21 protein-coding genes are annotated in these 23,894 nt (G+C 52.0%); 5 read left to right on the top strand and 16 right to left on the bottom strand.

What is annotated here, in order from left to right:
• Positions 1 to 53: 53 nt before the first annotated feature.
• A complete protein-coding gene (locus R70331_RS04635) occupies positions 54 to 947 on the bottom strand; it encodes a cell wall hydrolase (protein ID WP_042173271.1) in 894 nt (297 codons plus the stop codon).
• A gap of 83 nt (positions 948 to 1,030) precedes the next feature.
• Complete coding sequence (gene thpR, locus R70331_RS04630) at positions 1,031 to 1,636, bottom strand: RNA 2',3'-cyclic phosphodiesterase (RefSeq protein WP_197071389.1); 606 nt, start codon at positions 1,634 to 1,636, stop codon at positions 1,031 to 1,033.
• 88 nt (positions 1,637 to 1,724) lie between these two features.
• On the opposite strand from thpR, the gene R70331_RS04625 reads away from it, so the two are divergent.
• Positions 1,725 to 2,684 carry a D-2-hydroxyacid dehydrogenase gene (locus tag R70331_RS04625; RefSeq protein WP_331281510.1) on the top strand — a complete coding sequence of 320 codons (960 nt, stop codon included), beginning with the start codon at positions 1,725 to 1,727 and terminating at the stop codon, positions 2,682 to 2,684.
• Positions 2,685 to 2,782: 98 nt separating this feature from the next.
• Here R70331_RS04625 and R70331_RS04620 read toward each other — a convergent pair whose 3' ends face one another.
• Both R70331_RS04620 and R70331_RS04615 read right to left on the bottom strand, forming a co-directional pair.
• Positions 2,783 to 4,558 (bottom strand): methyl-accepting chemotaxis protein, encoded by a 1,776-nt coding sequence (locus tag R70331_RS04620; protein WP_042173267.1) that lies wholly within the window; start codon positions 4,556 to 4,558, stop codon positions 2,783 to 2,785.
• A 218-nt stretch (positions 4,559 to 4,776) separates the two neighbouring features.
• Positions 4,777 to 6,186, bottom strand: a complete 1,410-nt coding sequence (locus R70331_RS04615; RefSeq protein ID WP_042173265.1) for a deoxyguanosinetriphosphate triphosphohydrolase family protein — start codon at positions 6,184 to 6,186, stop codon at positions 4,777 to 4,779.
• A 189-nt stretch (positions 6,187 to 6,375) separates the two neighbouring features.
• Here R70331_RS04615 and R70331_RS04610 point away from each other — a divergent pair, with 189 nt between their 5' ends.
• Both R70331_RS04610 and R70331_RS04605 read left to right on the top strand, forming a co-directional pair.
• Complete coding sequence (locus R70331_RS04610) at positions 6,376 to 7,149, top strand: polysaccharide deacetylase family protein (RefSeq protein WP_052418914.1); 774 nt, start codon at positions 6,376 to 6,378, stop codon at positions 7,147 to 7,149.
• 119 nt (positions 7,150 to 7,268) lie between these two features.
• Positions 7,269 to 8,267, top strand: a complete 999-nt coding sequence (locus tag R70331_RS04605) for a helix-turn-helix transcriptional regulator (protein ID WP_042173263.1) — start codon at positions 7,269 to 7,271, stop codon at positions 8,265 to 8,267.
• A gap of 61 nt (positions 8,268 to 8,328) precedes the next feature.
• Here the strand turns inward: R70331_RS04605 and modB are convergent, their stop codons facing one another.
• The 10 genes from modB to R70331_RS04555 all read right to left on the bottom strand — a co-directional run bounded on the left by modB (position 8,329) and on the right by R70331_RS04555 (position 18,740).
• Positions 8,329 to 8,991 carry a molybdate ABC transporter permease subunit gene (modB, locus tag R70331_RS04600; RefSeq protein ID WP_042173261.1) on the bottom strand — a complete coding sequence of 221 codons (663 nt, stop codon included), beginning with the start codon at positions 8,989 to 8,991 and terminating at the stop codon, positions 8,329 to 8,331.
• 31 nt (positions 8,992 to 9,022) lie between these two features.
• On the bottom strand, positions 9,023 to 9,805 hold the full coding sequence (modA, locus tag R70331_RS04595; RefSeq protein ID WP_042173259.1) for a molybdate ABC transporter substrate-binding protein: 783 nt from the start codon (positions 9,803 to 9,805) through the stop codon (positions 9,023 to 9,025).
• Positions 9,806 to 9,976: 171 nt separating this feature from the next.
• The gene (locus R70331_RS04590) at positions 9,977 to 10,870 is read right to left on the bottom strand and encodes an ABC transporter permease (RefSeq protein WP_042173257.1); all 894 of its coding nucleotides are present in this window, start codon (positions 10,868 to 10,870) and stop codon (positions 9,977 to 9,979) included.
• 13 nt (positions 10,871 to 10,883) lie between these two features.
• Entirely contained in the window at positions 10,884 to 11,888 is a 1,005-nt protein-coding gene (locus R70331_RS04585) for an ABC transporter permease (protein ID WP_042173256.1), read from the bottom strand.
• A 79-nt stretch (positions 11,889 to 11,967) separates the two neighbouring features.
• Positions 11,968 to 13,638 (bottom strand): ABC transporter substrate-binding protein, encoded by a 1,671-nt coding sequence (locus R70331_RS04580; RefSeq protein WP_042173254.1) that lies wholly within the window; start codon positions 13,636 to 13,638, stop codon positions 11,968 to 11,970.
• A gap of 119 nt (positions 13,639 to 13,757) precedes the next feature.
• A complete protein-coding gene (locus R70331_RS04575) occupies positions 13,758 to 14,750 on the bottom strand; it encodes an ABC transporter ATP-binding protein (RefSeq protein WP_042173252.1) in 993 nt (330 codons plus the stop codon).
• Positions 14,747 to 15,739, bottom strand: coding sequence for an ABC transporter ATP-binding protein (locus R70331_RS04570; protein WP_042173250.1), 993 nt, complete (start codon positions 15,737 to 15,739; stop codon positions 14,747 to 14,749). Before R70331_RS04570 ends, R70331_RS04575 begins: the two co-directional genes overlap by 4 nt.
• 251 nt (positions 15,740 to 15,990) lie before the next feature.
• Complete coding sequence (locus tag R70331_RS04565) at positions 15,991 to 16,956, bottom strand: helix-turn-helix transcriptional regulator (RefSeq protein ID WP_042173248.1); 966 nt, start codon at positions 16,954 to 16,956, stop codon at positions 15,991 to 15,993.
• Between the two features lie 259 nt (positions 16,957 to 17,215).
• Positions 17,216 to 17,866 (bottom strand): hypothetical protein, encoded by a 651-nt coding sequence (locus R70331_RS04560; protein WP_042173246.1) that lies wholly within the window; start codon positions 17,864 to 17,866, stop codon positions 17,216 to 17,218.
• 187 nt (positions 17,867 to 18,053) lie between these two features.
• Positions 18,054 to 18,740, bottom strand: a complete 687-nt coding sequence (locus R70331_RS04555; RefSeq protein ID WP_042173244.1) for a M50 family metallopeptidase — start codon at positions 18,738 to 18,740, stop codon at positions 18,054 to 18,056.
• Positions 18,741 to 19,010: 270 nt separating this feature from the next.
• On the opposite strand from R70331_RS04555, the gene R70331_RS04550 reads away from it, so the two are divergent.
• Positions 19,011 to 19,538 carry a hypothetical protein gene (locus R70331_RS04550; protein ID WP_042173242.1) on the top strand — a complete coding sequence of 176 codons (528 nt, stop codon included), beginning with the start codon at positions 19,011 to 19,013 and terminating at the stop codon, positions 19,536 to 19,538.
• A gap of 39 nt (positions 19,539 to 19,577) precedes the next feature.
• Positions 19,578 to 20,282, top strand: coding sequence for an AIM24 family protein (locus tag R70331_RS04545; RefSeq protein ID WP_042173240.1), 705 nt, complete (start codon positions 19,578 to 19,580; stop codon positions 20,280 to 20,282).
• A 115-nt stretch (positions 20,283 to 20,397) separates the two neighbouring features.
• Here R70331_RS04545 and R70331_RS04540 read toward each other — a convergent pair whose 3' ends face one another.
• Together R70331_RS04540 and R70331_RS04535 are read right to left on the bottom strand one after the other, a co-directional pair.
• On the bottom strand, positions 20,398 to 20,853 hold the full coding sequence (locus tag R70331_RS04540; RefSeq protein WP_042173238.1) for a Dps family protein: 456 nt from the start codon (positions 20,851 to 20,853) through the stop codon (positions 20,398 to 20,400).
• A gap of 328 nt (positions 20,854 to 21,181) precedes the next feature.
• Positions 21,182 to 23,872, bottom strand: a complete 2,691-nt coding sequence (locus R70331_RS04535) for a discoidin domain-containing protein (RefSeq protein WP_052418913.1) — start codon at positions 23,870 to 23,872, stop codon at positions 21,182 to 21,184.
• Positions 23,873 to 23,894: the final 22 nt, after the last annotated feature.

Here is a 23,894-nt window from a genome sequence, read left to right as displayed (position 1 = left end):
CTGCATAAAGCAGATGTGGAGGTTTTTTTAGTTAGTCTGCAATGAAAGAGACCTTATTTATAAAAGGTATGATTGCCTATCGTCTTGGCGTAGGTACGGGAGTGATGCACAGTCAGATCCTGGGCAAGCTGCAGCGACAGGAAAAAATACGTATCATCCGTAACCTCCTTCACGCCGGAAAGAGCGGCATTGACCGCTTTGATGCTGTCTTCGTTCGGTTTTACACGCTTAAGACGCCCGTTAGCTACCGGGCTGAACTGGCTTTTCTGATAAATAACCTTATATATAGTGTCGGGATAATTGGCTGACCGTAGCCGGTTCAGAACAACGTTGGCGACTGCCACCTTGCCCTGGTACGGTTCACCCTCTGCTTCTGCCATTACAATCTTCTGGAGCAGCAGCAGGTCTTCTTCGGATACGGCGTAGCTCCAGGTTGCTTCCGCATGCTGTTCCTGGCTTAGTAGCTTTGTCCGGGAGAAGAACAATTTGAGTGGGGGATTGTGCTGAGATGCCGTGCTTACCTTCTTTACGGTCTGATTCCCCTTGGCTGCCGCCTGCTTGAGTGTTGTCTGCACTGCCGGCGGGGCCTTCATCAGAGTGGCTTTGGGCTGTTCTGGCTGCTTCACGGCCGTCTTCGCAAGCTTGAGCTTGTCGGGACCGAACCATCCTGCCTTATGCTTGTCCTGCCAGATATGGCTGAGACCAGCTGCCGATGTGTAAAAAACAGGGGTGCTTGTCACAGTCCTGCTTATCCTCTCTGCGGTAGGCGATTGCTGATCCGTCAATGCTGCTGCTGCAGCATAACCGGCTCCGCCTAATGTATCCAGTTGCTGTGTATTCTGTCCTTCTGTAATTGCGCCCGGGCTGAACAGGCTTATCGCTGAGAAACACACTAGAATAACGCCTACAAGCAGCGCAATACAGCGGTTTTGTTTAAAAATTTCCATGGTTTACCTCCTAATTTACGGCACATTCCTATTGTATGTAACCGAAAACGGAAGCTTTGAAAACTTTCTTGCCGATTTTGAGCTTAGAAAAATGTCGTTTTTCCGATCATTTCATACATAGGAATGGCATGCATTCTAGTAGCATACACCACAAAAGCATCAACCGTCCAGTCTTTTACCGAACAATTGTTCTCCCCGATGTCAGATTCACTCTGCAAAAGCTTAAGCCGTCCGGTACTGAAAGCGTGCTCATCCCTATATTTCCGGGCTAGCGTAAGATGCGGGGAATAGGGTCTTTTTTCCTCCTTATACCCTAGCGGCGAGGTTACAGCTACGATCTTTTCCTGCAGCTCCCGCAGCTGCTCCAGTTCACCTGAAACCCCTGCCCACAGCACTCTGGGCGACTCTGGAACACCGAAGGTCCCCCATTCATCAAGCTTCAAACGAAACGGCTTTTGGCCGGCAGAAATTCCCTTGAGCGCGGCAAGCAGCACAGGAATTTGTGCAGCAGGAGTGTCACCCAGAAACTGGAGGGTAATATGATAATCATCAGGATATGTCCATTTGGCAAACTTCAGCCTGGAGGACAGGGCGGCGGCTTCCTGTCCCAGCAGCCCTCCGAGCTCCTCAGGCAGCTTAACAGCAACAAACAGACGCTCGGTTTCACGGCCGGGGGATTGATTATCCATATGCATTTCACCTTTCGGGACAGATTTGTTATCCTTATTGTATACATGATCAGCCTTTTTTACGAAAATCGTATAACGGGAGGGAACCATCATCACTAAATCTATTATTTGTCTGCAGCCTCTGACTTCACAACAGCAGGAGACTATTCTCGCCGCCGCCCCGGGTTATACCCTTACGCTCGGAAACGCCAAAAACCCGGATCTGGATGAGCTGGCCCGCGCGGAAATCGTAATCGGCTGGGGCAAAGGCATCAGTGACACACTGCTGAAGCCCGATTCGCCGCTGCGCTGGCTGCAGACCTGGTCTGCAGGCGTTGAGAAGCTGCCTCTTAAGCAGCTTGAGGAGCGCGGAATTATCCTTACCAATGCCAGCGGTGTCCATGCTGAACCGATCACGGCTGTCATCTTCGGATTCATGCTGATGTTCACCCGGAATCTGCACACGGCTGTCCGCAATCAGCAGGAACGCAAATGGCATTCTGACGGCAAGGAAAGCGAGCTGACCGGGAAAACTGCTGTTATCGCGGGAACAGGCTCCATCGGCAGCGAAACGGCACGGATTGCCAAAGCCTTCAAGATGAACACAGTCGGCATAAGCCGTTCCGGTAAAGCGGTGGACGGATTCGACAAGATCTATACTACGGATCAGCTGCAGGAGGCAGCCGGAGCGGCTGATTTCTTAATTAATACACTGCCGCTTACCGGCGAGACACAAGGGCTCTTTAATGAAGCCGTGTTCAATGCCTGCCCGCAGGGCGCTTATTATATCAATATCGGACGCGGTGCGACAACCGATACGGATGACCTCATGGCCGCCCTGAACAGCGGACAGCTGGCCGGAGCCGGCCTCGATGTCTTTGACCCTGAGCCGCTGCCGCAGGAGCATCCGCTCTGGGGAATGGAGCAGGTCATTATTACGCCTCACTGTGCCGGCTCGACTGACCGCTATGCCGACCGGATCGTTGAGCTTTTCACCGAGAATGTACAAGCCTACCTGAATAACGGAAAGCCGGTACGGAATCTGGTGGACTACAGCCGCCAATACTGATTCTGACTGATACTTCTGCTATAACAAAGGGGTATTCCCGGCGGCCGTAGTTTAGCCTGGCCGGGAATACCCCTCTTCTCTGTTTACTGCATCGCCGTTTATACCCGGAAGCGTGTTACCGACTCCTCCAGCTCGACCAGCCGGCTGCGGAGCTCGCCTATTCCCGCCGCCACCTCGCTGGTTGCCTGCACCTGCTCGTTGGCGGAAGCCGAAGTCTCCTCCACCCCCGCTGCCGACTGCTGGGCGAGTGCCGAGATATGCTGGCTGAACTCATTCATCGTTTCACTGGCACCGGCCATTTGCTGGATATCTCCGCTCATGTTCTCTATTGTTGCAGCCATAACATCCACAGACCCGTTAATCTCAGCCAGCGCGTTTCCGGTCTCTATAATCTGCCGGCCGCCTTCCTCTGTCTTCAGGACACCTTCCCGCAAATGCTCAACCATCTCCCTGGAATCAGCCTGAATCCCCTGCGTGATACTGGTAATCTCCGATACTGTCTGCTGCACATCCTCCGATAGCTTACGCACCTCCTGAGCCACAACTGCGAAGCCGCGTCCGCTGTCTCCGGCTCTGGCAGCCTCAATGGCCGCATTAATCGCCAGCAGATGAGTCTGCTCGGAAATACCGCGGATCGAGCCGACCAGCCGGAAGATCCCCTCATTCTTGCGGTTCAGCTCCTCTACTGTATCCATCGACTGTGACACTGCTTCGGCAATCTGCTCCATCTGGGCTACTGAGCTTTCCATCAGCGCTCTGCCGCGCTCGCCTTTGGTGCGCACCTGTCCGGAGTGCAGCATCAGCTCATTGCCTTTACCGGCGAATTCACCGATCAGCTGATTCAGATCCTCCACCGCCTTGGAGGCTTCCACTGCGGATTCCGCCTGGCTTCCTGCCGCATTAGCCAGCTCCTCCATCGTGACTGCAATCTGGCTGCTTCCTTCTTTGGTACCCGAAACCGTGCGCACGAGCTCTTCGCCCTGCTTCGAAATGACCCCTGAGACGTGACGGATCTGGCTGACAATTGCCAGCAGCGTCCGGTTCGTCTCATTAACGGTCTTGGCCAGCCGGCCGATCTCATCCTCATTTGCAATTAACAGATCCTCTGAGGTCAGATCTCCCTCGGCAATCCGCTGCAGATGGGCGGTTACCGCTTTGATCGGGTTGATCATGGTCTTACGGATAACCATATTGATCAGGCCGATCATTATGAGCACAATCACTACAATAATAATACTAGTGACAAATGAGGTCTTGAAGCTTTCTTCCGAATGGCGGCCTTCCTCTTCAGCATCCTCCTGGCTGTATTTCACCAGCGCCTCCAGATCAATCTGCATCGCATTAAAGGCAGCAATCCCTTTTTGCGAAACCTCAAGCGCCAGTACCTCATTTCCGGCGTCGCTAAGCTTAATAGCCTGGTTATTTATCGTCATGTATTCTTCCCATTTGCTGTTGAGTACAGACAGCCGCTCCAAGCCCTTTTCACCGTCAAGCGATTCCTTATACAGCTTCATTGTTCCGGCAACCTTGCGGACGAATTCGTTCCTTTGTTCTTCCAGCTTGGCCTTCTCTTCAATGTCAGTATTGAGAATATGCTGCATGCTAAGTGCCATAATATGCTCTGTGTCATAGTTGATGCTGTGCACATAGTTAAGCGACGGTATCGCTTTTTCAACAATATTAGCTGTGTTGTTCTGCATATTGTACATCTGATAGAGGGACGTCCCCCCGATTAGCAGCACCATTACCGCCAAGGCTATGTAGCCTGAAGCAATTTTGGCCCCTACGCTTTTCCTTCTGGCTTCCATAGCTCCTTTTAGTTTACCGTTTGCCTGCTGAAGTACGGATTGCATACGCTTCCGTTCTTTTCCCACAATTATGCCCCCTCTGATCTCCCATAAACACTTCCATGTAATTCCAACCGGTTACTTTCATTTTCACAACTGGGCAAAACGAGCCATTACACTCTATATTTCGGCAGGAATTAAGCTGAATTTTAGCTAATGCCGGTATTTTCAAATAACACTCCGTTTGTTTGCAGACCCTAAAAAACCCGGGTTTCACAAGGAGCCCCGGGTCTATTATAACCGCATCAATCGAGATCGTAAATCGAGCCCACCTTCAGGCCGTACAGCTCATTGTAGATTTTCTCGGCAAAAGCATCCGTCATCCCGGCGATATAATCAATCACCATATGCTCCCACGTCCAGATCGGCTTCTGCTGCCGCTGATCCTTCTCAAAGCGCTGCAGCCAGTCGCTCGGAATGATCGCCTTAGAGGTCTCAGGATCATTGAACGCCCCCCACAGCCGGCGGAGAATCCATTCACTGCGTTTTTGCAGGCGCTGCACGCGCAGGTCGCGGATCATTGTGACCCAGGCGAAGCTTTTGAGCACACTGACCGTCCGCAGCATATCCTCGTCCTCAGCCCCTTCCTTGATGAACGTAACCTTCTTCCAGTCGCCGTCTGTAATAACCCCCAGGCTGGCTACAAACGTGCTGACCCAGTAAGCCTTCACCTCGCGGCGGGTGCGGGAATAGTCGTTCTCGCAGGTCGGCATCTTCTCCATCCAGACCCTGAGGAATTCACTCAGAACCGCTTCTACTTTAATATGAATCGCTTCCGGCTGCCAGCCGTTCCAGAAGGCATCCTCCAGTGTGGTAATCTTCTCCACAATCAGCTGCTGAATGTAAGAGTCATGCATGAAATGCTCATGCACCTCGATCTTGCCCGCCTTAATCCCGTCCTCCAGGTCATGTGCAGAGTAAGCAATGTCATCACACAGGTCCATCAGCTGGGCCTCCAGCGTCTTCTTGCCTTCAGGAACTCCCCAGTCCCTGCGGATCTCCGAGATATAATTCCATTCGGACAGATACATCCCCTTCTTCAGCACCGTGCCGGGAAACGGGTACTTGTTGATCCCCAGCAGCACGGCATCGGACAGATTCAGCCCGTCGATATTCTCACGCTTCTCCAGGAACATAATCAGCCGGAAATTATGGGCATTGCCCTCAAAATGCTCATATTGCCGTTTCATATTCCCTTCGATCGTCTGCATCTGCACCGGGCCGGCGCCTGATTTCAGGACTTCTTCAGCTGTTTTTTTGGCAATGAGCTGCTCCAGGATGTTATCCAGCACCTCTTCCCCTTTATGCCCGAACGGCGGATGTCCGAAATCATGGGCGATCGCCGCACATTCCACTACCTCAGGATCAATGACCAGCCCCGGGTTATCTGCCTGTCCGGTCTCTACCTCAGGATAGGAACGAAGCAGGCTTTTGGCCGCCTCCCGGGCAATCTGCGCTACCTCCAGCGAATGGGTCAGGCGGGTCCGGTAATAATCGCCGGTACCTGCGCCGAACACCTGTGATTTGCCCTGCAGCCGGCGGAAGGTCGGCGAATGAATCAGGCGCGAATAGTCACGCTCGTAAGCTGCTCTTGACGTTTCCAGGCGGGTAATCTCCGGATATTGCCTGTGCTCTCTTTTCTCAACTAGTGTCATATCCGCTGCCCCTATCCATGTTCTGTATTTAGTACTTCATTATAAGTCATTTCCGGCAAAACTTTCACTTAAAAATAGAAAATACTCTTAAAGCCCGCCGTGAATATTTCAGCACCGGGATGGCGCATCATAAGGTCAAAATAGCCCGTTTCACGTATGCGGGTCCGGTATGGAGTGAACTGAGAACCCATGAATAGCATCCGCCGATTATCTGCTGTACTGCTTATCCCGCTTCTGCTGCTGATCAGCTGCTCTAGCCCTGCACTTGCCCGGGCCGATATCAAGAACCGCCAGTATCACGAACAGAAGGGCGATATGATCTGGGAAGTGCCGGTTAACCAGAAAGTGATTGCCTTAACCTTCGATGACGGCCCTGATCCGACGGAAACCGCCCAGATTCTCGATGTACTGCAGGAATATAACGCAAAGTGCACCTTTTTTGCTATCGGCAAAAAAATTGCCGCGTATCCTGAAATGGCCGGCCGGGTCATCTCTGAGGGACATGAGCTGGCCAACCACACCTACAACCATGTGTATTTCAAACGGCCCATCTCGGTCGGACAGGTAATGAAGGAGCTGAAGCAGACCGAAGACGAGATTGTTAAGGTCACAGGCCGTCACAGCAGCCTATTCCGCCCGCCCGGCGGGATGTACGATGAGACGCTGGTCAATGTCTCGAACAGGATGGGTCTGAAGCCGGTTCTGTGGTCCTGGCATCAGGATACTCGTGACTGGAACCGCCCGGGTGTCTGGAGTATCTCCAGCAAGGTGATTAAAAATGCCCGCAGCGGCGACATCGTACTTTTCCATGACTATGTCCACGGACAATCCCAGACACATGAAGCCCTGCAGATTATTTTGCCTGCACTGGAGAAGCAGGGTTACCGCTTTGTTACTGTCTCCGAGCTAATCCGGCTGTCTGACTCCGAGAAGGCTGCAGAGAACAGGCAGCTCGCCTATTAGAGACCGCCTCTGTCTCCCGCAGGTTCTTTAATTGCGCAGGCTCTCAAAATAAGGTAGGCTTGATCTATCTTAAGACTTAATGAGCGCTGCCGCAGTGCACCTCTAGGAGGCTTTATCCCATGTCCGAGAACACTTCCTATACAACCGAGGAACTTGCCCGGCTGTTGAAGATATCCAAATTAAAGGTATATGATCTGATCAAAAAAGGTGAGCTGCCGTCCTACCGTGTCGGCAAGCAGATGCGGGTGGACCACTCTGATCTGGAGGCCTATAAGCAGAATTCCCGCAGCAGCAGTGCGTCCGCTGCCCCGATCCCGTTGCAGACAGGCATACCGTTTGTTCTGCCTCCGGCTACCTTCTCGCCTCCGCTTCATATCAACCAGCCTGCAGCCGGGCCGGTGAAGCCTGCCGTAACGAACATAGTGATTACCGGGCAGGATATGTCCCTCGATATTCTGGCTACCCATCTGGAGCGCAGCCTGCCTGTATCCCGTCCGCTCCGTTCTTATGCCGGCAGTCTCGACAGCCTGATCGCCATGTATAACGGCGAATCTGATATTGTCAGCACCCATCTGCTGGACGGTGATACAGGGGAGTATAACCTTCCCTATATCCGCAAGCTGCTGGTCGGCTTCTCCTATCTCGTCGTGCACATGCTGACCCGCAGCGCCGGATTCTATGTGCAGCGGGGTAATCCGCGGAACATTTCCGGCTGGCGGGACTTACAGCAGGACGGCCTGAGGCTGATTAACCGTGAGCGCGGCTCCGGCGTACGTGTACTGCTGGACGAGCAGCTGCGGCTGCACGGAATTCCCGCAGCCGGACTCAGCGGGTATGAGACGGAGGAGAATAGCCATCTGGCGGTTGCCGGCCGCGTAGCCCGTGGTGAAGCCGATGTCGGCATCGGCATTGAAAAAGCCGCCAAGATTATTGACGGCCTGGAATTCATCCCGCTGATTCAGGAACGTTACGACCTCGTGATGCTCAAGAAGCCAGGGAATGAACAGTGGATTAATGCAGTTCTTGATATTTTGCGCTCCCCGGCCTTCAGGAATGAGCTCAATTCGATTCACAGCTATGATCTGACCGGAACCGGCGAAATTGTCTACGAAACCTGATACTTGACCGTATAAACAAACTCCGGCCCCGCCTGATTGAACAGGCGGGGCCGGAGTTTTGTTATGAACGGCGGTTAACGAACATCAGCATAAGGGCAGAAATAACGATGATGGAACAGACCCACATCCAGGCAAGAGTCATATTGCCGCCGTCAACGGCCACATAAATTGCTGTTGGAACTGTCTGTGTACGCCCCGGAATATTCCCGGCAACCATAATGGTAGCCCCGAACTCTCCAAGCCCCCGGGCGAACCCGAGCACAAACCCCGCAGCCAGCGCACGGCCGGCTAACGGCAGCGTCACATACCGCAGTACCTGCAGCTCACTGGCACCCTGCGCACGCGCAGCATCCTCAAGATCCTTATCGACTTCCTCAAAGCCGGCTTTGACTGTCCGGTAGACCAGCGGAAATGCTACCACTACCGCAGCTATTACCGCCGCACCCCATGTAAACAGAATAGTCTGCTCTGTAAGCCGCTCGTACAGCTCGCCGATCCAGCTCCTGCGCCCCAGAATGACCAGAAGCACAAATCCTACTACGGTCGGCGGCAGGACAAGCGGCAGCATCAATACGGTTTCCAGCAGGCTGTAGCCCGGGAATTTCCGGCCTGCCATCAGCTTGGCCACGTAGGAGGCCAGGATGAATACTATAATACTGGTAATTACAGCAATTTTGACTGAAAGCCAGACCGGGGCGAAAAATTCAGTCCAGTTAATCTCCACCCGCTTCCACCCCGCTTATCTCTATTCTCAATTAATTGGCTAGTGAAAAGCCGTAGCTTGTGAAAATGCTGCCTGCTGCCTTGGTCTGGACATAATTGTAGAATGCCTTAGCTTCTGCCTGATGATCAGATTCCCTGATAATGCCTACAGGATAATTGATCGCTTTATGTACATGGCCGCCTACGGTAAGAGCGATCTTGACCTTCTTGGAAGTCAGGGCATCCGTCTTGTATACGAAGCCTGCATCCGCATTCCCTGTCTCCACATAGGAGAGGACCTGACGGACATCTTTGGCAAAGACCAGTTTGTTTTGCAGTGTATCCCATACCTTCTTGGCAGTCAATGACTGCTGGGCATACTGGCCGGCAGGTACAGATTCAGGCTGGCCGACAGCTACCTTTTTAAAGGCTTTGTCAGTGAGCTGTGTAATGGTAGTGATAGCTGTCTTGGAGTTAGAAGGTACTATCAGTACCAGCTGGTTCTTTAAGAGCTGCTTATTCTCGGAGATAAGCCCCCCGCCGATCAGCGCCGTCATCTGTTTATCACCGGCAGAGAAGAACAGGTCAGCAGGAGCCCCTTGTTCAATCTGCTTTTGCAGCGTACCCGAAGCGCCATAGTTGAATACAAGGTCGATGTCAGGATGCAGCTTCTCGTACTGTACTGCAATCTTGTCCAAGCTATCCTGCAGACTGGCTGCTGCGGATACAATAATCTCTGTCTTCTTGGCTGCCGCCTGCACCCGGTCCACCGGTGACACTGAAATACCCGACACGAGCAAAAAAGATATAACTAGCATAGCCCATTTCTTCAACATCATTACCCTCCTGCTTATGTATCTATATTTTGGTGCTATTTTAGCATATCTTTTTTCGTTTTACTATATATTTAGTTATGTTTGTTTATGTTTGGTTATATTTAGTTTGTAGCAGAAGAATAAAAAAGCCCTTTAGCGGATTGCCGCCCAAAGGACTTCCTGAATTCAGATTTAGTTCTTCATCCGCGGATCAAGCACATCCCGCAGGCCGTCCCCCATCAGATTGAAGCCCAGTACAGTCAGCATAATGGACAAGCCGGGAAAAATAACCGTCCACGGCGCCTTCTGAATGAACTGCCTTGAATCCGACAGCATCTTCCCCCACTCCGGCTCCGGAGGCTGTGCACCAAGCCCCAGGAAGCCAAGCGCCGCCGCCTCAATAATGGCTGTCGCAATACCCAATGTCCCCTGTACAATAATCGGCGTCAGACTGTTCGGCAGAATATGCGTGAGCAGAATCCGTGAGTTCTTCATCCCTATAGCCTTTGCCGCTATGATATACTCCTCCGATTTCAGTGAGAGCACCTTTGCCCGGACCAGCCGGCCATAGGCGGGGATATTGACGATCGCAATCGCATACAGCGCATTCTGCAGCGAAGGCCCAAGAATAGCGACAATCGCAATGGCCAGCAGAATGCCGGGAAAAGCCAGCAGAATGTCAAACAGCCGGGAAATCAGCATATCAATCCATCTGCCGTAAAATCCGGCCAGCACGCCAAGAAAGGTCCCGGCCACAATCGACCCGATCACCGAAAAAAAACCTACCCACAGGGAGATTCGCGCACCGTACAGTATCCGGGTAAAAATATCCCTTCCAAGATCATCGGTTCCGAACCAGTGCCCGGCAGACGGCGCCTTCAGACGGTTGACCAGCTCTTGCTCCTTATAGCCGTAAGGCGCAATGAATGGTGCCAGCAGTGCGATCAGTACAAAAAAAACAATAATACACAGACCGAGCATCGCTGTCTTATTCTTGCGGAAAGCCCTCCACGCATCGCGCCAGGGTCCGGAAACCTTCTCGCCCTGTACATTCGGGGGTGTTACATTTACGGCTGCTTGTCCCATATGCTTTCACCCCTCACTTATAATTGATGCGCGGATCAACAGCCGCATAGAGCAGATCCACAAGCAGATTGATAACAACAAAAATGAATGCAATAATCAGAATTCCGGTCTGAATGACCGGATAATCACGTGAGCTGATCGCTTCAAATATATACCTTCCTACGCCCGGCCATGCAAAGATCGTCTCGGTCAGTACCGCACCGCCAAGCAGGGCGCCGGTCTGCAGCCCGATCACCGTCAGCACAGGAATTAGAGCATTTTTCAGCGCATGCTTGTAGACGACAAAAAATTGTGACATGCCTTTGGCTTTGGCCGTACGGATATAGTCGGAGTTCATAACCTCAAGCATACTGGAACGGGTCATCCGGGCGATTATGGCCATCGGAATTGTACCCAGCGCTATACTTGGCAGAATTAAGTGCTTAATAACCGTCCACAGCTGGCCCCACTGCCCTGCAATAATGGTATCAAGGACATACAGATTGGTGATGCTCTCCACCGGGTTGCGCTGATCCATCCTTCCTATGGAAGGCAGCCAGTGCAGCTTCAGCGCAAACAACAGCTGCTCCATCAGCCCCAGCCAGAAAATCGGCATGGATACCCCTATGAGTGCAATGATCATAGCAGTATAGTCAAACCAGGAGTTTTGCCTCCAGGCGCTCAGAATCCCCGCATTGACGCCTACAAGGGTCGCAAACAGCATACTGGCAGCCGTAAGTTCCAGAGTTGCTGCCAGATAAGGCATTATTTCCTTGGCAATGGGTGTTTTGGTACGGATGGAGGTGCCTAAATCACCTTGCAGCAAGTCCCCCATATAATTGAAATACTGCTGCAGCCAGGGCTTGTCCAGACCGAGCTGCTCCCGCAGCGCCTGCTTGGACTGTTCAGTTGCTTTCTGTCCGAGGATCGTCTCAGCCGGGTCCCCCGGAATGGCATGAATGATCGAAAAGACGATGATGGTCATTCCGATCAGTACAGGAATCAGAACCATAACACGTTTTAATAGGTAGGAGTTCAAATCGGCTCACCTTCCGGTTATCCCAGTATCACTTGCCGCAGCGGCTACCGCGGCGGCAAGGACATGCTGTCGGATCATACTATTCGAAGTAAATTTCGCTGTAATATTCCGTACCTGTCGGACCTGGAACATAGCCTTTCAGATTAGACTTGGCAGCCAGCAGCGGGGTAGTGTGCACGAGCGGAATCCAAGGCGCATCCGCTTTAATGATTTCCTGGGCCTGCTTATACAGATCTGAGCGCTTCGCCTGATCTGTCTCTTTCTGCGCATTTACCAGAATGGTATGAAGCTCTTCATTCACATAGAAGGAACGGTTATTGCCCGGGATCGCATCTTTATCAAGCAGCGTATACAGGAAGTTATCAGGGTCACCATTGTCACCGGTCCAGCCGAGCATATAGATATCATCCTTTTCTCCGGCCTTGGTGTCATCGAGATAGGTGGCCCATTCGGGGGATTGAATGACGGTGTTCACACCGATTTTTTCCCAATCGGCCTGAATAGCCTCGGCTACCTTTTTGCCGTCCGGCATGTAAGGGCGGGATACCGGCATTGCATAGAGGGTTACTGTATCCGGCAGACCGTCAGGATAACCGGCTTCTGCCAGCAGCGCCTTCGCTTTGTCCAGATCGTATTCATAATCCTGCACGGCATCATTATAGCCCCACAGTGACGGAGGCATCGGGTTCACTGCAGCCGTAGCCTGACCCGAGAAGAAAGCATCGATGATAGCCTGTTTGTTCACAGCATGGTTCAGCGCTTGCCTTACTTTTACATTATCAAACGGTTTCTTGTTAAAGTTGAAGCCCAGGTAAGCAACGTTGAACGGCGGGCGCTCAATCTTCTGCAGACCGGTATTTCCTTCAAGCGTGGACAAATCGTCCGGACTCAGATCTTCCATCAGGTCGATTTCACCGTTCTGCAGGGCATTGAAGCGTGCCGAGTTATCCGGAATCGAACGGACGATGACTTTGTTCAGCTTAGGAAGTCCTTCTTTCCAGTACCCGGTGTTTTTGTCCAGAGTGATGGAATCATTGTGCTTCCACTCCGTGAAAACAAACGGGCCGGTGCCTACAGGCTCATTCTTGAAATTTTCCTTTTTCTCTGTAATGGCCGCAGGACTGGCAATACCGAAGGAAGTCATTGCAATATTCTGCAGGAACGGAGCCTGCGGCTGGTTAAGGGTAAATTGTACGGTCGCAGCATCAACAGCCCTCACTTCTTTGATGACACGGCTGCCGTCAGGACCGAACATTGAATCGTAATAGTCAAAGGAGTCGCCTTCAAATTTGAATTCACTTGCCGGATCGCTCCAGCGGGTGAAGTTGAACACAACCGCTTCGGCATCAAAGTCTGTTCCGTCATGGAATTTCACACCCTGATGCAGTTTAAAGGTATAGGAAAGACCGTCCTCCGATACTTCCCAGCTGTCGGCGAGCGACGCCTGTACTTCCGAGGTTCCCGGCTTATATTCCAGCAGGGAGTCAAAAACCTGATGGGCAATCTTCAGCGATTCACCGTCGGTTACAATCGCCGGGTCCAGCGAGGCAGAATCGCCGCCGCGCCCCAAAATCAGGGTATCCTGTGCGGATGCCGCCGCATCCGGAGAGCTTTCCGGCGCAGCCGTTGCCGCCGCATTTGAACCTGATGTTGCTTCTGTGGCCGCATTGTTGTTATTGCCTCCGCAGCCGCTTAATGTCAAAACCGCCCCCAGAGTTACTGCAAGTGCAAGACTACTCCATTTTTTCATCTCTAGAAAAGCTCCCTTCTTTTCTTTGAATGTTGTAAAGCATTTATATGGAGCTGCGCATTAGCGCGGCCATATACCAGGCGCACTTCCTTCACTCACGGCTGTCAGCCGCCGGGTTTCTAGGCAAACCGGATTCCAGCCTCTCTATCGTACAGATGGCAGGCTGTCAGATGTCCGGCTCCGGTCTCCAGCAGCGGCGGCCTTACATTCCGGCATACATCCATTACGCGGGGACAACGGGTATTAAAGGCACAGCCGGCCGGCGCATTTGCCGGACTCGGCACTTCGCCCTGCAGAATAATCCGTTCTTTGCGGATATCAGGATCCGGCTCAGGCACAGCTGACAGCAGCGCCTGCGTATAGGGATGCTGCGGCTCGTCATACAGCCTTTGCTTGCCGGCTACTTCAACAATCCGGCCCAGATACATCACGGCAACCCGGTCGCAGATGTGCTTCACTACACTGAGATCATGAGCAATAAATATGTAGGTCAATCCGAACTCCCGCTGCAGATCCTGCATCAGGTTAATCACCTGGGACTGGATAGATACATCCAGCGCGGATACCGGCTCATCGGCGATAATCAGCTTAGGCTGCAGCGCCAGCGCTCTGGCGATACCAATCCGCTGGCGCTGGCCGCCGGAGAATTGATGCGGGTAGCGCTGCAGATGAGCTTTGGCCAGGCCAACTACATCTGCCAGCCGCTCCACCGCCGCCTTGCGCTGCATGGAATTGCCTGCCCCGTGCACAATTAGCGGCTCCTCCAGAATGCGCTGCACGGTGTGGCGCGGATCCAGCGACGAGAAAGGATCCTGGAATACAATCTGCATGTCGCGGCGGCGTCTGCGCATCTCTTCCATGGACAGCTTCGTAATGTCCTGCCCCTCGAAGCTGATTTCACCCGCAGTCGGCTCTATAAGCCGCAGCAGGGAACGTCCGGTAGTGGATTTACCGCACCCGCTCTCCCCGACCAGACCGAAGGTTTCGCCTTTTCTTACCGAGAAGGATATATCATCCACAGCCTTGACGAAGCCCTGGGCTTTATTGGAGAATCCTTTACGGATCGGATAATACTTTTTGAGACCCTTGACCTCAAGCAGCGTTTCACTCATACAACAGCCTCCTCCCGCCTGGTTTCATGCAGCCAGCATCTGCAGCTATGCTGATTCTCCTGCAGTGTAAGCTGCGGCAGCTCCTCACGGCAGACATCCATCACATTGCCGCAGCGCGGTGCGAACCGGCAGCCCTGCATGTCCTTGCTGAGGATCGGTACGCTGCCCGGGATGGAATGCAGCCGCTCCCGCGTCTCATTCATCCGGGGTACAGATTCTATCAAACCGCGTGTGTACGGATGCAGCGGATTCTTAAAAATATCCTGTACACTGCCCTCCTCCACTACCTTACCTGCATACATCACCACAACCCTGTGGCACATCTCCGCCACTACACCAAGATCATGGGTGATCAGCATTACAGCCGTTCCCTGCTCTTCGTTCAGCCGCCGGAGCAGATCAAGAATCTGCGCCTGAATCGTCACGTCAAGTGCCGTGGTCGGCTCATCCGCTATCAGCAGCTCAGGATTGCAGGAGATGGACATCGCAATCATGACCCGCTGGCGCATCCCTCCCGAAAGCTGGTGCGGATATTCATCAACTACCGCCTCAGGGCGGGGGATTCCGACCTTGCGGAGCATCCCTACCGCATGCTCTCTCGCATCTTTTTTGGACAATCCGAGGTGAAGCCTTACCGTTTCCATAATCTGCTGCCCCACTGTGAACAGCGGATTGAGCGAGGTCATAGGCTCCTGAAAAATCATAGCTACAGAATCTCCGCGGATTCTGCGCATTTCTTTTTCCTTAAGCGGTACAATGTCCCGGCCCTTGAACAGTATGCGGCCGCCTACAATTTTGCCCGGCGGGTCGGGAACCAGCTTCAGGATGGATAGCGAGGTCACGCTTTTGCCGCAGCCGGATTCACCAACCACTCCGAGAACCTCTCCAGGAAGAATGAACAGATCAACACCGTCAACGGCGGGAATCTCTCCGCGCTCGGTAAAAAAATGGGTGTGCAAATCCTCAATTGTCAGAATCGGCTGGATCATGCTGAACCCTCTCTTCTGCTAAAAATTGAACAAAGGTCAAATGCGGGAAAGGAATAAAATGTTAGATATAATAACTCAAACATATCATAATAGAGTTAGTTTTACGGGTTAAATCAACATTACTGTTATTTAATGTATAACTTACTATATTAACTCACACTAGACAAGATAAATTTGTAAAATTAACTAACCTTATCAATTTAGACGGTTTAAAACCGGAAGAACAGGAATAGCTCCTGCATCATCCTAAATCATTTATACAGCATCAGCCATTTCTCCATGTGTTGCCTTAACACATCCCTGTAATAAAACGGCTCCAGAATCTCCGCCTCCTCCTCAAATTTCATCAGCCAGCGGACAAAAGCGATATCCTGTCCGACCGCCACCTTGAAATCCAGACAAGAGCTTTGCCTGTCCACCTTGCTGGGCCTTACCAGCAGGTCTTCATATTTAATCCGCTCCATCATCCGCTTCGAGAAACGGACCCTGAACTCAATCTGCACACTGTCCTGATCAAGGCTCCATTTCTGCGACATAAAGGACTGCAGATCAAAGCGTTCCTTGGAAAACCAGTTGTCCAGCACAGTCACCTTGGAGAAGCCGGTAATGTGAAAAGCGCGGATTCTCCCGAACCGCTGGCAGGCACCGATCAGGTAAATCCGGTTCTCAAGCGGAACAATGCAGTAAGGATCAATCTGTAAGCCAAGCTCCTCACAGCTGTTCTCACAGTAATCCGCCAGCAGGCTCCGCTGCTTCATCACGGCAGACAGTATCTCCGTCAGAAAAGCCGACTGCTCCAGCTGCGCCTTACTCCAGTCCGCCCCGGACTGCCTGGATTCCTTTTTAACACTTTCCATTGTTTCTTCCCTTTCCGCATTTCGCTTATATTGAGAAGCCATTATTTTTTCATAGGCCGTTTCGAATTCAGTCGGCAGCAAAGGCCTAATGTCCTCCATAACTTTACGCAGCTGTGAAAAGGCCGCCGCCTCATCATCAGTCAGATCCAAAGGGTACAATGCAAAATTACCGATAAAAGCATATCCCTTCCCATGTCCCAGGTGGGTGATCGGAATATGCATGGCGCTCAGCGCATCCATATCCCGATATATCGTTCTTTCGCTGTTGCCGCAGCGTTCTGCCAGCTCACGCGCCAGAATCCCAGGTTTTGCCTGAACTAACGTGATGATGCGCATCAGCCGGATCAATCGGTCTGTCATTTTTCAGTTCCCCTTGATATATGGTAAAATAGACCCATTATTTTATATAAATTAGTTATATTTATCCATGAATGAGAATCTAATAACCGAGTCACAAAAAGATAATAGAACTATTTTACTACATTACCACATTTATATATTACATAATCTGTGAAGCGTCCTTTGAACGGCGGGTTATTCATTATGTATGTATTGCAGCTTTTCCGGCTGATAGTTCTGTGTTTCTTCCTTCATCCCCGTTGATGCCATCAGCAGCCCGCTATGCTTCAAGCTGCTTATACAGCACTTCAGCTTCCTTCACAAGCTGCATATCACCTGAGCGTGCCGCCAGCAGCAGCAGCTTATCCGCCTGTCTGCGCAGCTTATCCGCCAGCATCGGGTCAGTACTGCGGTTACGCTGCAACGACGCCTCCTCCAGTACCTTTATCATCTTCAGCAGCTCCAGATGCTTTTCAACATGGAAGTTCCCCCCAATGGCGAGTACATCGGTATGATGCGAATATTCAAGTCCCAGCTTTTGCAGCGGCAGCTCCTTGATCCGCTCCACCGGCGGCTGCTTGTACTGCCATTGCAGCCAGAGCGCCTCGTGAATTCCGGCAGGCATGCCTTCTGTTGTGAACTCCAGGCAGATGAACTTGCTGGCGCCGGAGTGGATTTTGCCCAGCCTGAGAAGCAGGGATCTTCCTTCACCGGCTTCAGCGGTGCAGCCGTAAGCTCTTACAAATGTGAAATGGGACTCCAGCCAGATGCGCAGCTCAATTTCCCGTGCTACGACCTTACGGCTTTTTTTACGGGCCTCGTCCCCCTGGGACACGCCTTTCCACTCCACAAGCAGTATTAAATTCCGGGAAACCCCGGCAAAAATCCGGCTTCGGCTCCATGTAAATATGGGCTGGATACTTGCTTGCATATTTCCACCTCTTTCTTTTTTTGGTTCTTCTATTAATGTACCAATAATGGCGGACAACTCCTTGTCATGGAATATACGTTCGCCTCTATATTATCGACAAAAAAAGAGCCACTCTACTAAAAAGCAGATTGCCTCTTTACGAAAAAATGTCCTTTTGTCTAAATATGGCGAAATACCCACTTCTCCTTCACCGGTTTTTCCTGTAACCGCGCATGCCCTCGTTTCTGAAAAAAAAGCCCAACGACCATTTTGCACATAATAATGAAAAAAGAACAAACAATGCCGCCCAGAAGAATGCCGGTAACAAGGTTAGCCCGGCCAGATTCGCCGCATCCCCAGCCCCAGAAGGAGACAGCAGTGAAGCGGAGAACAGGAACAGCGTCCCCATCACAGACTCTTCCAGTGTCAGAAAGGCCAAAAACAGATAATAGTACCGGCTCGCCTTAGGCCACAGATACAATAGTGCCAGATTAAGGGCAATAAACCCGCCCAGCCAGAGCATGCCGAAGCCGCCCCTGACGTACAGAACCAGCATAATCAGTGATACCAGCGAGGATAACAGCAGCCCCCAGCGCTCGCGCCCTTTGGCATACAGATAAAACAGCAGCAGGGCGAACAGCGAAGCCAGCGGATACCCTGAGAGCGATACCAGCACCGGCCTCCAGCCAGCTTCAACCGCCGAATAGGTCACGCCGCTATGGTCTGCGTACAGCTCAATCCTCAGCACATTTCCCGAGAGCAGCAGTGTAGCCAGCGCATGCCCGAATTCATGGAACATAGTATCCAGATTGCGGAAAACCGATGAGAATGGAATTAGACGTGTTAAAAGCGCAGAGCCTGCGAGAAACAGCAGTGTTTTCAGCCATTTATTCATACCTTCAGCCCCTTCCCGTTCACAGTATACGTCAATTTTCAGCTGCAGGGAAAGCCAAAATGAAACCAGACCACTCAAATTACGGTATTACCTTTGGTTACGGCCATCAGCGGGAGGGTAAACATCCTTAAACCGCAAAAACCCGCTAAAATAGCACACTCTTTGCTCCACAGGACGCCAAATGCTGCCAGGCTTCGATCAAATGTGCCTATGCTTACCTCTCTATGCTAAACTATTAGCTGTACGAACCTTTTTCAGGTGGTGAATGATATGATCAGCAAAAAAAGCCTTACCCGGAACTGGAAGAAGCTGTCGCTATCGGCTCTGCTGCTGCTCGGTATTTCCGTCTGCCTGCCGGCCCCGGCAGCAAAAGCCAATTATTTCAGTGATTTATATAATGGATTGCAGAGCTTTTCAGAGCTGCCCGGCGAAGTGAACAGGCTGCAGCAGAATTATCAGCAGACGGTTGAAGAGCTTCAGCAGACCAAGGATCAGCTTGGGCAGACCGTTGATGCACTGGGGGAGACACAGAACCAGCTGGGCCAGACCCTGGAGCAGATGGAAACGTACCGGACCCAGAATGAAGCGCTGCAGGAACAGAACCGCCAGCTCAGCCTCGTTGTGGATGAACTTAAAAATGACCGGACACAGCGTGAACATTATTTTAACCGGATTAAAGTTACTGTCATTACGGGGATTGCCCTTATTCTGGGCTATTTCGTAATCATCCGGCTGCTGCGCTTCACGATGCGCCACCGGTCCAGAAAAGGCGATAATCTGCGCGACCGGCTGCGGTGAATGATGACGGCAATGTTGTAATAGGAAGGAGTGCGTGCGATGAACATAGACATCCAAGATGAAGGCGACAGCGGCAGCGGACAAGCCGTTGCTTTTACGGTCGGTGACAATGAACAGGTCCATGTCCTGCATCCCCAGCAGATTATCGCTTATCAAGGCCCCTCTTCAGGGCGTGCGGACCGGCTGATGGATGTCAAGGGAATGTACCGCAAGCGCAAGCTGATCCGTTCGGATCTGTCCGGGCCCTGCAGGTTCGTTGCGGCCCTGCCTCCGGGGTACCGGGTCAAAACCCTGCAGCTTGACGGCAAAAGTGATCTGCTCTATGACTTCCGGCATCTGTTCTTTTACAGCGACGGAATCACAATGCAGACCCGCGTGCTGAGCATGAAGAATATGCTGGTGACCCGTGATGTAGTGAAGGTGAAATTTGCCGGACGCGGCAGTATCGGCATTCTGACTGAAGGAACGGTCTGCCAGGCTGAGCTTCACCCTACAGATCCGCTGTATGTGGATGCGGGCAGCATCGTTGCTTATCCGGAGAATGCCAGGCTTGAGCTGACCGTCTACGGCAATCATCTGGCCAGCCAGCATATGAGCTACCACTGGAAAATGACCGGCCACGGGCCGGTGCTGTTCCAGGCCGGGCGCCAGAGCCGCCGTTTTGAACGCGACAATGACGAGGACGGCATCATCAAACGCTTTTTGCGTGAGGCGCTGCCGTTCGGCGGCGTATTCATTAAATAGCTGATGAGGATCAGCTTCTATAATAACAAGGCCCGTGCGGTAACCGCACGGGCCTTGTTATGTGCTCCAGCCTGCACACGGGCAAGCTGCAGCAATCATCTATTAAATATTCATATTAAGCAAGATAGGCATTCAGCATCCAGGCGTTCTTCTCTACACTGGTTCTGATTCCAATCAGAAGGTCGGCTGTCGGCTGGTCGCTAAGCTCCTCAGCTGCGGAAATAGCATTCTTAAGCTCTTCCGATACCTGTGCAAAGTCTTTAATAAGCTGGGCAACCATTTCTTTGGCGCTCTCACCGCCGGCTGCTTCCTTCAGTTCGGAGAGGGCCAGGTACTGGATCATCGAGGAGGCCGGCTTACCGCCGATAGCAAGCAGACGTTCAGCCAAATCATCCACATATGTGGCAGCCTCAGTGTAGAGCTCTTCAAACTTGGCATGCAGGGTGAAAAATTGTGCTCCGCTCACATACCAGTGATAGTGGTGCAGCTTCACTCCGAGCAGAGTCCAGTTCGCAGTCTGGCGGTTCAATGCGGCGTGCAGTTCTGTCTGATTGTTGACTTGAGTACTCATTCTAAACAGCCTCCTATAGATTAATTATTTGTTATTGTATTTAGACTCGTTCTAAATCTATATACAATATAACACAAAGATATACTGTTCTGCAAGGTGCAATAGGTTTTTGCTGCTGCAAATTCTAGCATACCTGTTATGAGAAGCCTGTTATTTGTGTCACAATCATCAGGCTGGTCCGATATTGACATAAATCACCTGACGGCGGCATAAAAGGTTACATAAATTATGCAGCTGAGCCGCCCTCCAAAACCGCCGAAACGTCAAAAAACCCGGCCGGACGCGGCAGGGTTCCCTTCACAGGAGCGCAGCAACACCACCCTGTGTCTTATTCTCTTGAGTATACCTGAAGCTCCTGAATGGACCAGTAATTTCCCCCTGATCCTGTCTGCAGGATTTTGATATACCGCGTCTTCAGCTGCGGGAAGCTGATCCGGGTCATGCCAAGCTGCCCCTTTCCGCTAACCACACGCTTCCAGTTCTGTGCATCATCCGAGACATACAGCTCATAACTGCGCGGATAATCGTAGGAGGATAAGGTGTAATCCAGCTCTACTACCTCCACCGTATGTGCTTTGCCGAGATCAATCTGAAAATATTCCCCTGAAGCCTGATGTTTGCCGGTATCCCAGCGTGTACGCCGGTCTCCGTCAATGGCTCCTCCCGGGTTCGAAATGCTGGTACTGACATTGGACGATACCTTCCACTGCGAACGGTCCAGCGGAACGAGGCCTGTTGCCGTAATCTGCACTTCATCCGACAGAAGGCTCGAGCCGGTAACTCTGACTGCATACGTATAAAGCGTTCCCTCCTGCAGCTTGCTGTCCGTAAATTCTGTGCTCTTCACATCCGCTTTAATCACCTTAAGCTCCCCGCCGGAGCCTTCGGCCCGGAGCACTTCATAGCTTGCTCCGGGAGCCTCCAGCCAGCTCAGCTTCATGGACAGCCCCTTAACCGCGGCTGCCTTGAAGCCTTGCGGTGCCGCATCGGCTACCTCGGAAGAGGGCTCCAGTATATACTGGATCGCCTCTCCCGGTGCGAGTGTCTCAGTGAATTCAAGCTCAGGCGCTGCACTTTTTCCGGTTACATAACTGCGCGCTGACTCATAGGTATCCCCGCTGCCGAAGCGTTCACCCTCGTAAACTGTTTTTTCAGGCATAGTGACTTTTACTGTCACAGTCTGCTCCGTCTCTTCAAAGTTAACGAAGTTCACCAGCACCTTGTTGGATGTAGCGCCGCTGCCGGCCAGCGGCTCAATCGCAGACGTATCTACAGCCCGGACGTAGACCAGCTTATCAGCCAGCTCATCCTTGTTGGAAATCTGATAGGGTAGCGGTGCACCATGCGTGGCATATGCAAGACTGAGCCTGCGCATGATACTGACCCGCGAATCCTCATTCTCTTTGGTGTAGTAAATTTCCGTCTTGGCCGGATCATGCTCTTCCAGATTGAAGCCGTACTTGAACAGGCTGAAATTTTTGAAAAAAGCGGCGTGCTGCACAAACATATCCGCATAGCCGATATGGGCGCGCATGATCCGGTCAAATACCGCTGCTGCCGGCTCGGAAGCGCCGTACTGGTGAGCATCGGTATGCGAATCCGAGGTTCCGAATTCAGTGGTCAGCATTTTTTTGCTTAATCCGTCTGCTGCACCGCCGAAGGTTTTGAGGTTCTCAGTGAAGCTGCCTCCATTGCTGAAAATATAGGATTCCCCGTAGGAGTGCCCGTTAGTGAGATCTGTGACCTCCTCCAGCTCATTCCGCTGCGCAGGATCACGCTCCCAGCCGTCCGGATCGCCGCACTGCTTAAGCGTCCCTTTCTGGTTGCCGCAGGAATCCAGGCTGTACTCCGGCCAGTAGGCCCATCCGGGTGCTACAGTCTGCAGGTGAGGGGCAATCGTCTTACCCTTCGTGTTCAGCCAGTCTGCAATGGCCAGGTTAACCGCCTTGGAACGGTTAAACAGCCCGGGCTCGTTATCCACCTCGTAATATTGGAAGTACGGGCTGTACTGCTCGAAATAATCCGTCAGCTTCTTCTCGGCATCCGCCGGCAGCGAGCCGTCGGCATTCAGCTTAATATCACCGGTATACAGGTACAGGGCAACCGACTGCATGTTGTAATCCTGAAGTACCTTGTAATAATCCTCCATGTTGGAGCAGGAACGGCCAACGTCACTGGCACAGCTGGTACGCATAATGTTGCCGCTGTACGCCACGCCGAGCCATTTCATGATATAAGGCAGATGACTTACAGCACCTTCATCAAAATAAAATTGTTTATTGTTGACCATTGTGCCGGTCAGTGTGTAACTGCCGTGAATCGGCTCCTGGATCGGGGCATTTAGTGATTCCAGGCTAAGTGTATCCCAAGTCCACCAGTTGTATTTATCCTCCATACTGGATGAGTAGATCCCGCGTGCCGCCTGCAGCTTCAGCACGTTGCTTCCTGTTACCAGCTGCTCCTTTGGAATATAGAGCTCATAGGACTTGCGGAAGCTGTATTTGCTGTCGGTACCGGCTACACCCGCAATCTGAATGATACCCGATAACTGGCGGTTGGAGAAAACGCTCATTTGCGGAACCGATTTGTAGGCATCGATGATGCTTACGCGAAATAAGACCCCGTTCTCCGGGATCTTATTCAGATTATAGGTAATGCTCAGTTCAGGATTGGTATCCCCTCTCAGTCCCGAAGGCACGCTCTGGAGATTCGAGGGCGTCTTGGCAGAGGAGGAAGAAACAGTGTAAACGGCTTTGGCGCCCGCTGAGCCGGCTGCCGCAAACTCCGCAGACGAGCCGTCCTGCTTGCCCAGCTGCCAAAGTACAGAACCATCCGGCAATTCTGGGCCTGCATCACTGGCTGATGACAGCTTGGTCATGTCTACTTCTACCTCGCCCTGCTTCGTACCATCCTCTCCGAAGACAGAAACGGATACTAGAAACAAGATGGCTAAAGCTGCGAATTTGAGCAGTAGATGAAGAGGTTTAATGGTTTTTTTCTTCTTATTTCTGGTCCTCATTCCCTTGTCCTCGCTTTCTTCC

It is taken from the genome of Paenibacillus sp. FSL R7-0331, assembly GCF_000758645.1.
Classification (GTDB): domain Bacteria; phylum Bacillota; class Bacilli; order Paenibacillales; family Paenibacillaceae; genus Paenibacillus_AQ; species Paenibacillus_AQ camerounensis.
The sequence above is the reverse complement of the archived record's forward strand: the minus strand, read 5'-3'. Positions and strand labels throughout refer to the sequence as shown.